This window comes from Bacillus cereus group sp. BfR-BA-01355, from assembly GCF_022663675.1.
Taxonomy (GTDB): Bacteria; Bacillota; Bacilli; order Bacillales; family Bacillaceae_G; genus Bacillus_A; species Bacillus_A thuringiensis_S.
This window is the reverse complement of the sequence record NZ_JAKUFY010000349.1, coordinates 1-340: the sequence shown is the minus strand read 5'-3', so window position 1 is coordinate 340 and position 340 is coordinate 1. Positions and strand designations below refer to the sequence as shown.

The window sequence follows — 340 nt, the reverse complement described above, 5'->3', positions numbered from 1 at the left end:
AACACCGTTTGATGCTGTATTAGGTAATTTTTCACCTTGTTTTTTTGTTTCTTTTTTCACAACTGTATTAGTATTTTTCTTTGTTTCTTTTGCAGTTGTTTGAGGCTTAGTTTGTTCTTGTGTAGTATTTGTTGTTTGGTTATTTTGTTTTGAATTCTCTTGCTTAGTGTTTTCTTGTTTAACAGGTTCTTGTTTAGTGTTTTCCTGTTTAGTATTTTCTTGTTTAGGTTGTTCTTGAGGTTTAGTAGTTTCTTTATTTTCTGTTGTAGTATTTGTGCTCTTTGGATATTTATAATCTTCACATGGAATGCCGTCTTTATCATTATCTAAACGGTGTGGA

General features: G+C 30.3%; 1 protein-coding gene. It reads right to left on the bottom strand.

Annotation, left to right across the window (positions count from 1 at the left end; all coding sequences use genetic code 11):
* Window positions 1-340: excalibur calcium-binding domain-containing protein (locus tag MR167_RS31985; protein WP_242316277.1), on the bottom strand; the 340-nt coding region annotated here is incomplete at both ends.